The sequence below is a fragment of the Flavobacterium sp. genome, from assembly GCF_023151265.1.
Taxonomy (GTDB): domain Bacteria; phylum Bacteroidota; class Bacteroidia; order Flavobacteriales; family Flavobacteriaceae; genus Flavobacterium.
The window spans coordinates 1-6,784 of the sequence record NZ_JAKLJH010000137.1 but is presented as its reverse complement, the minus strand read 5'-3'; the positions used below and the strand labels follow the sequence as shown (position 1 = coordinate 6,784).

The following is a 6,784-nucleotide window of genomic DNA, read 5'->3' as shown; positions in this document are numbered from 1 at the left end:
TTGCTTATGTTTTCTTTAACGATTGCAAACAAATTGAAACTTCTTCTGTAGCAACAAAATGGTTTAAAGCAGCACTATTTTTTAATGTGATTTCGTCTTTGGGAACTTTTGCTTTGGCTTATATGATGGCAACTAAAAACATTCATCAAAATGAATATTTGGCTTCCATTTATTATTATTTGCATTTTCAATACAATGGTTGGTTTTTCTTTGCTTGTATGGGATTGTTATTGGATTATTTAAGAGTAACGATTTATTCCAAACGAATTTATTCGCAATCTTTTGTATTGCTATTTTGGTCCTGTATTGCAGGATATTTTCTATCAACACTTTGGTTAGATTTACCACTACTAATTTATATTTTAACTGCTATTTCGGCAATTGTTCAAGTAGTTGTTTGGTATTTACTATTTAAAACTATTTTTAAAGAAAATAAATCCATCTTCGTAAATCTTCCAAATTATTTAAAATATCTGATTTTATTTATCAGTTTTGCTTTGAGTGCGAAGTTCCTATTACAATTAGGTTCCACCGTTCCTGCAATTAGTAAATTAGCCTTTGGTTTTAGACCTATAATAATTGCTTATTTACATCTGATTTTGTTAGCTATTATTTCGCTTTTTCTATTGTTTTATATTTATGTGAATGATTTTATAGCAGTGAATAAGAAAACCGTTTTAGGACTAGTCTTATTTAGCATTGGCGTTGTTTTGAATGAAGTTGTGTTAGGAATTCAAGGTGTTGCGTCTTTTAGTTATACATTAATTCCTAATATTAATGAAGCTTTGTTTGGAATTGCTATACTTCTTTTCACAAGTATTTTATGGACATCTTTTTTTACAAAAAAAGGATAAAAAAGTATTTTTTATGATTCTACGCATAAAATAATGAGCAGATAATCAAGTACTTTGTGTGTATAAATTATTCAAATTATGAAAAATTCCATTAAAACTTTATTGTTAGCCAGTTTACTAATCACCTTTGGATGTAAACAAGGCGAAGAAACAGCATCAGAACCAACATCAGAATCTACAGAAGTACCAACTGGAGGACAAGAAAATGTAGTGGATGCAACATCAAATCCAAACATTGTGCAAACTGCAATTGGAAGTAAAGATCACACCACATTAGTTACGGCAGTAAAAGCTGCAGGATTAGTAACATCTTTAAGTAATGCTGGACCATTTACTGTATTTGCGCCAACCAATGCTGCATTTGATAAATTACCTGCTGGAACCGTAGAAGGATTATTAAAACCTGAGAAAAAAGGCGATTTAGAAAACATTTTAGGCTATCATACGTATGTAGGTTCGTTAAAAGCAGAATACATGCAAGACGGACAAGAGTTTGATATGGTATTTGGTGGAAAAGTAAAAATCACTAAAAAAGACGGAAAAACATTCGTAAACGGTTCTGAAATTGTGGCTTCCATTGAAACATCAAACGGAATTATCCATGTAATTGGCGACGTTTTACTTCCAAAATAAAAAACAATTATTAATTCATCTTTTATAAAGGTAAAAAGCGTAGACTTTAACAGTTTACGCTTTTTATTTTATAACCCTCCTAATCGGATTAAAGATCCTAAAACCAACATTGAAATTGCAATCAGAGTTACTACTATGATAAGAATCGTAACGTAATGGTATCTTTTAGGTGTAAGTTTTGGGAAAATAAAAAGTTGGGCAGAAATGGCTAATGTTAACGAAGTAATAAACAAAATAAGTTTAATGGAAATTACTTTTTCGATTCCGTTTGAGAAGGAAAACCATTTGGTGATGGTAACATCATAATCGTAGGCCATTAAAATTCCAGTAATTACAAGCGCAATTAAAGAAGGCATTCCAATAGGTTCAAATTTATCTTTGAATGTTTTAAGTTTATCCAAATCTTTAGTTTTGATAGCTTCAGGTAAATAGCGAGTAGCTAAAATAAGATGTCCTCCTATCCAAACTGTCGCTGCCAATAAATGGATGATTAATAAGAAATGATGATACATTACGCTAACGTTTTATACATAATAACATTGGCAATATTAAGCGCTCTTTCTTTGATTTCGGTGGCTTTTTCGCCTTCGAATAATTCATCAACGGTTGTGGTGAAAACGATTATCCAATGTTGAAAATGTTCTTGATTCATAGGACATTTACTGTGTAAATCTTTGTGTACTTGCATCGGACTTCCGTTGTAATTTCCGGTATAGAAAAGGATGTTTTCCCAAAAATCGTACATTCTAGGCAAATGAGTTTCCCAGTTTACCTGGGCAATTTCGGTAAACAGAAAACCGATAACTGCATCGGTTTTGATTTTATCATAAAAGGTATCGACTAAAAGTTCAATATCTTTTCTATTTCTAATATCTGTTTTCATTTTGTAATTTGATTAAATAACAATTACAAGTCTTTTTTATTGAATTTTCGCATAGAAATGAAAAACGGAATAATCGCCCACAAACTCAACAATACGAATGAAACCACTAATCCAACCGAAGTCCCAAAGAAATCTTTAAAAATTGCTCCAGTATATCCCATCATAGCGGAAACATCTAAATGCAAGAGAATTTGAATTCGAGCTAAGTCAATCGGACTAAAAGCGGTGATGCCAACCATCATGTTTTCGATTGGATATTCGGCTAATTGGAACAGTAAAAACAAAACCATTCCGTCAAATAATAATGCGAAATACAACCAAATCATTATCGCTAAACCAATTCCTTTTGCTTTATCTCGGGTTAAAATCGAACTCAAAAAAGCTAAAGCGACAAAAATTATGGAAATCAGACATCCATTGAGCAACATCATAAAACCAATACTGTCAGGAGAATTGATTAGCAACGGAATTCCAGCACCTATAAAAAACGCCAAAACCATCGCCGTGGATAATCCAAAAAACAAACTCAACCAAATCTTTCTTCTTTTGATGGGCTGACTTAGTAAAAGTTCAATAAATTCAGCACTGTTGTACAAATAAATCGTGGCAAATAAAATGGAAACCAACGGAACTGTGAACAAAATCACATTCAAAATCGTTAGTAATCCTTTTGATGAATTGTCTTCTAATGCAAAAGAACTCCAGGATAAAATAGACAAAATCAGCGTGTAAGCTAAAACGATTTTGTTTCGGATAATGTCTGATAATATGATTTTAATTATTCGGTTCATTTTGTTTGTTCTTTAAAATTTTAGCAATCGCTTTTGAGATTTTTTCTTCGCCAGTAGTCGTTTTTAATTCTTCCACTTTTTGATGAAAATGTACTTTTCCTTCTTGCATGAAAATGATTTCTGTAATTAAATCGTCCAATTCACTTAATAAATGCGATGTAATCAAAATCAATTTCCCTTTTTCTTTCTCTTTGATGATTTTTTCTTTCAACAACTCAGCCGCTAAAGGATCTAAACCAGCAGTAGGTTCGTCTAAAATCAATACATCCGGATTAAAAAGAAAGGCTAAAACAGCACTTACTTTTTGCGTAGTTCCACCTGATAACGTTCGCATTTGTTTGTCGAACATTTTTTCTAATTCGAAAGCGTGCAGCAAATCTTCATCCAAATCATCTGATGAATTTCGAATTTTTTTTATCATTTCGATAATTTGACCAATTGTCATATTATCGGGATATCTTCCTATTTGTGGCATATAGCCAATTTTTTCGCGATACAAATACTCACCCAAAACGGAATTTCCGTTAAAATGAATCGTACCCGAATCTGGCAAAACCATTCCTAAAACCGATTTTATCAAAGTGGTTTTTCCACAACCATTCGGACCAATTAAAGCGATACATTCTCCTTTTTTACAAGAAAGATTGATATTCTTTAAAACTTCAAATTTTCCAAACTTTTTCTGCAATTTTTTTATCTCAATCATAGCGGCAGTGACTTCATTAAAGGCTTATTATCTACAAAATTATCAGGTGTTATACTAGGTAATACTTTTTCAGATTTGTCTAACAACGTTATCATAAAACTCCTATATAACAACATGGCGGAAGGCGTATTTTCGGTAAGCACGGCAAACAAACTTAGCGGATGATACGGAACATCACCCATCCCATCTTTATCCAAATCATAACCTTCGTATTTATCCCAATAATTCGCATTGAACGTGTTTAAAACCAAACTTCCATTGGTACTAATATCAAAAGTGTTTTTCAAGAAATTATTGTTTACGATTTCGTTTTCCATACAACTCGCTTGGATTTTCATGCCCCAACCATTCGATTCGAAACTATTTTTTTCAACTTTGATTCGCGAAGTTCCTTCCATGTAAATTCCCGAAGTATTTCGAGCAAATCGATTGTTAAAAATATAACTATCTGCGATTTCTTTCAGTAACAATCCGTAAGCGGAATCGCCCCAATTTTCTTCGAAATAATTATTAAACATTTTTACGTTTTTGGTAAACATAACAGCTACTCCAGCACCATTATTTTTAAAAACATTGGTTATGTAAGCATCGTCGTTGGAAAACATAAAATGCAATCCGTAACGGATGTTGTTGTTGGCAATATTTCTCCAAATGACAGATTGAGTTACAAATTCGAAATAAATGCCGTCACGATGACCTGTGATTTTGTTTCCGATGATTTGTAAATTATTACTTTTCCAGCAGTGAATTCCGTTTCCGATTAACTGTTCTGCTTTACCGTAAGCTTTAATTACGTTATTTTTAACGATACAATTTGTACTGTTTTGAAGGTAAATTCCAAAGAAATTATTATCGAGAATATTACCCTGAATTGTGACGTTATTTTTATCATAAACACGAATACCACAAGGATCATTTAACGCGGCGTGACCTGAATTTATAACTTTAAATCCTTTTACCACTACATCATTGGCGTTGATGGACAACACTTCTTTTTTATTCTGGCCATCTAAAACAGGGAAGTTCTTTCCAATAAAATATATCTTTTTATTGATTAAAATCGTTCCCTCTTTATAGATGCCCGAATGTACAAGAATCGTATCGCCATCTTTTGCTAATGCAAGGGCTTGCTTGATTTTCTTCACTTGAAAGTTGGCACCTACCTTTATAGTTGCCGCTTTCCCAATTGAAAAAAACAAAAGGAATACTATGAAACTTATTTTTTTCATTAATACATTGTGAAAACTTGTTCCCAAGTTAACGTTTTGGCATTAAGTTGTTTTTGAAAATTGTCTTGGTCTTTATCAGATGCAAACGCAGCGAAATTACCTCGCATAGGAGAATTTATAGAACCTCCACGTAAGTAAAAACTCTGTTCGGCTGGAATTAAAGTATTGTCTTTTGCATAATCGTTAACAAAGAAAGATTGTACTTGCACATTCGTATTTTCTTTTGCGTATAACAACATGCAAGACAAATCATCAAACTTGTAGTAGCGTCCTTTTTTAGTCAACAATTCGGCTCCAAATTTTCCGTTTGAAATGGTCATCTTGCAAAACTCGCAAGTATCTACATTTAATTTGATAGGTTTTGGTTCATTAGAAACGCAAGAAATAATAAAAAGCGACGAAAATAAAAGTACAATCTTCTTCATAACTAAATAGTTTGTTTCTTTTTGAATAAGTTGAATTCTTTAAATACAATGTAAAATAGCATTGCACCAGCTGCAATTAAAAACCATCCTCCAATATCTGGAACTGAATAGGCTCCAAAATTCAATAATTGTTTGTATCCAATTAACGGTGGTTGATAGGCCATTCCAGGTACTTTAATAGCGGCATTCGGATCTAAATTGTGTCCGTATTCGTAATTCCAGCGGTAAAAATCTACTCCTGCTAAGATAACGAAAAGTATAAAGGTTCCGAAAAATGCTAGTACGAATTTTCTGTTATTGATAAAAATTAAAGCTAAAGAAATCAAAGCGAAAGCACCAATGACGTAAGGCAAAATTTTAAATTCGATAAAATTCTCTGTGTGTAAAGTTGCCATTCCGATGTAGTGATTTAAACCGTTAATGATTTCTACATCGCCACCAATTTTATTAGCATGTAATTTTAGTACCAAACCTTCAGGATATTGAGGCGCATCTAAATCGATTTGCCACATAGGAACAAATAAAGAACCTATAAACAATCCTGCGATAATAAATAAAAAGATTTTTGAAACTAAAGCAAGTTTTGTAGTTTCCATAAAATTGAGTTTAAAAAAGGGACAAAAGTTACTTTGTCCCTTTTGTTAAAAATTTATTTTGTTGCTGGTACGTTTGTTCCTAAACTAAATTGTAATGGAACATTTGAACCTTTTGGAGATACTCTAATGTATCCTTGCATTTCTTGGTGTAATGCACTACAGAAGTCGGTACAATAGAATGGGAATGTTCCTACTCTATCTGGAATCCATTTTAATGTAGTAGTTTCTCCAGGCATGATTAATAATTCACCATTATTAGCACCTTTCACAGCAAATCCGTGAGGTACATCCCAATCTTGTTCTAAATTGGTTACGTGGAAATATACTTCATCACCTAAGAAAACGCCTTCAATGTTATCAGGAGCAAAGTGAGATCGGATAGAGGTCATGTACACATGAACTTTATTTCCTTCTCTAACCACTTTGGCTTCTTTTTCACCTTTAGCAGCGTATGGATGTTTATTTTCATCTAATTTATAGAATTTCAACTGACCATTGTTTCGAATTAAATCTGCCGGAGCCGCTTGTGCGTAGTGAGGCTCTCCAATAGTTGGGAAATCTAAAATTAACTTCATTTTATCGCCACTAATATCAAATATTTGTGCTGATTGCGCTAACTCAGGACCTGTTGGTAAATAACGGTCTTTAGTAATTTTGTTGTACGCTA

The 6,784-nt window shown here is 32.7% G+C and carries 8 protein-coding genes and 2 pseudogenes; 2 read left to right on the top strand and 8 right to left on the bottom strand.

Annotated features, from left to right (window positions below; all coding sequences use genetic code 11):
* Nucleotides 1–854: pseudogene (locus L6Q46_RS11570) on the top strand (hypothetical protein); the annotation flags it as partial.
* Between the two features lie 78 nt (nt 855–932).
* On the top strand, nt 933–1,487 hold the full coding sequence (locus L6Q46_RS11565) for a fasciclin domain-containing protein (protein ID WP_291284435.1): 555 nt from the start codon (nt 933–935) through the stop codon (nt 1,485–1,487).
* 68 nt (nt 1,488–1,555) lie between these two features.
* Here L6Q46_RS11565 and L6Q46_RS11560 read toward each other — a convergent pair whose 3' ends face one another.
* From L6Q46_RS11560 to L6Q46_RS11525, 8 genes and pseudogenes are all read right to left on the bottom strand, one after another.
* Nucleotides 1,556–1,999 (bottom strand): copper resistance protein CopD, encoded by a 444-nt coding sequence (locus L6Q46_RS11560; protein ID WP_291284434.1) that lies wholly within the window; start codon nt 1,997–1,999, stop codon nt 1,556–1,558.
* Nucleotides 1,999–2,370, bottom strand: a complete 372-nt coding sequence (locus tag L6Q46_RS11555) for a group III truncated hemoglobin (protein WP_291284433.1) — start codon at nt 2,368–2,370, stop codon at nt 1,999–2,001. The genes L6Q46_RS11560 and L6Q46_RS11555 overlap by 1 nt, the downstream gene beginning before the upstream one ends.
* Nucleotides 2,371–2,393: 23 nt before the next feature.
* Entirely contained in the window at nt 2,394–3,161 is a 768-nt protein-coding gene (locus L6Q46_RS11550) for an ABC transporter permease subunit (RefSeq protein ID WP_291284432.1), read from the bottom strand.
* Complete coding sequence (locus tag L6Q46_RS11545) at nt 3,145–3,867, bottom strand: ABC transporter ATP-binding protein (protein WP_291284431.1); 723 nt, start codon at nt 3,865–3,867, stop codon at nt 3,145–3,147. The genes L6Q46_RS11550 and L6Q46_RS11545 overlap by 17 nt, the downstream gene beginning before the upstream one ends.
* Nucleotides 3,864–5,096, bottom strand: a complete 1,233-nt coding sequence (locus tag L6Q46_RS11540; RefSeq protein ID WP_291284430.1) for a nitrous oxide reductase family maturation protein NosD — start codon at nt 5,094–5,096, stop codon at nt 3,864–3,866. Before L6Q46_RS11540 ends, L6Q46_RS11545 begins: the two co-directional genes overlap by 4 nt.
* Nucleotides 5,096–5,521: a nitrous oxide reductase accessory protein NosL gene (locus tag L6Q46_RS11535; protein WP_291284429.1), complete on the bottom strand. Its 426-nt coding sequence runs from the start codon at nt 5,519–5,521 to the stop codon at nt 5,096–5,098. Before L6Q46_RS11535 ends, L6Q46_RS11540 begins: the two co-directional genes overlap by 1 nt.
* A 2-nt stretch (nt 5,522–5,523) precedes the next feature.
* Nucleotides 5,524–6,117 (bottom strand): hypothetical protein, encoded by a 594-nt coding sequence (locus tag L6Q46_RS11530; RefSeq protein ID WP_291284428.1) that lies wholly within the window; start codon nt 6,115–6,117, stop codon nt 5,524–5,526.
* Between the two features lie 53 nt (nt 6,118–6,170).
* A pseudogene (locus L6Q46_RS11525) lies at nt 6,171–6,784 on the bottom strand (nitrous oxide reductase); the annotation flags it as partial.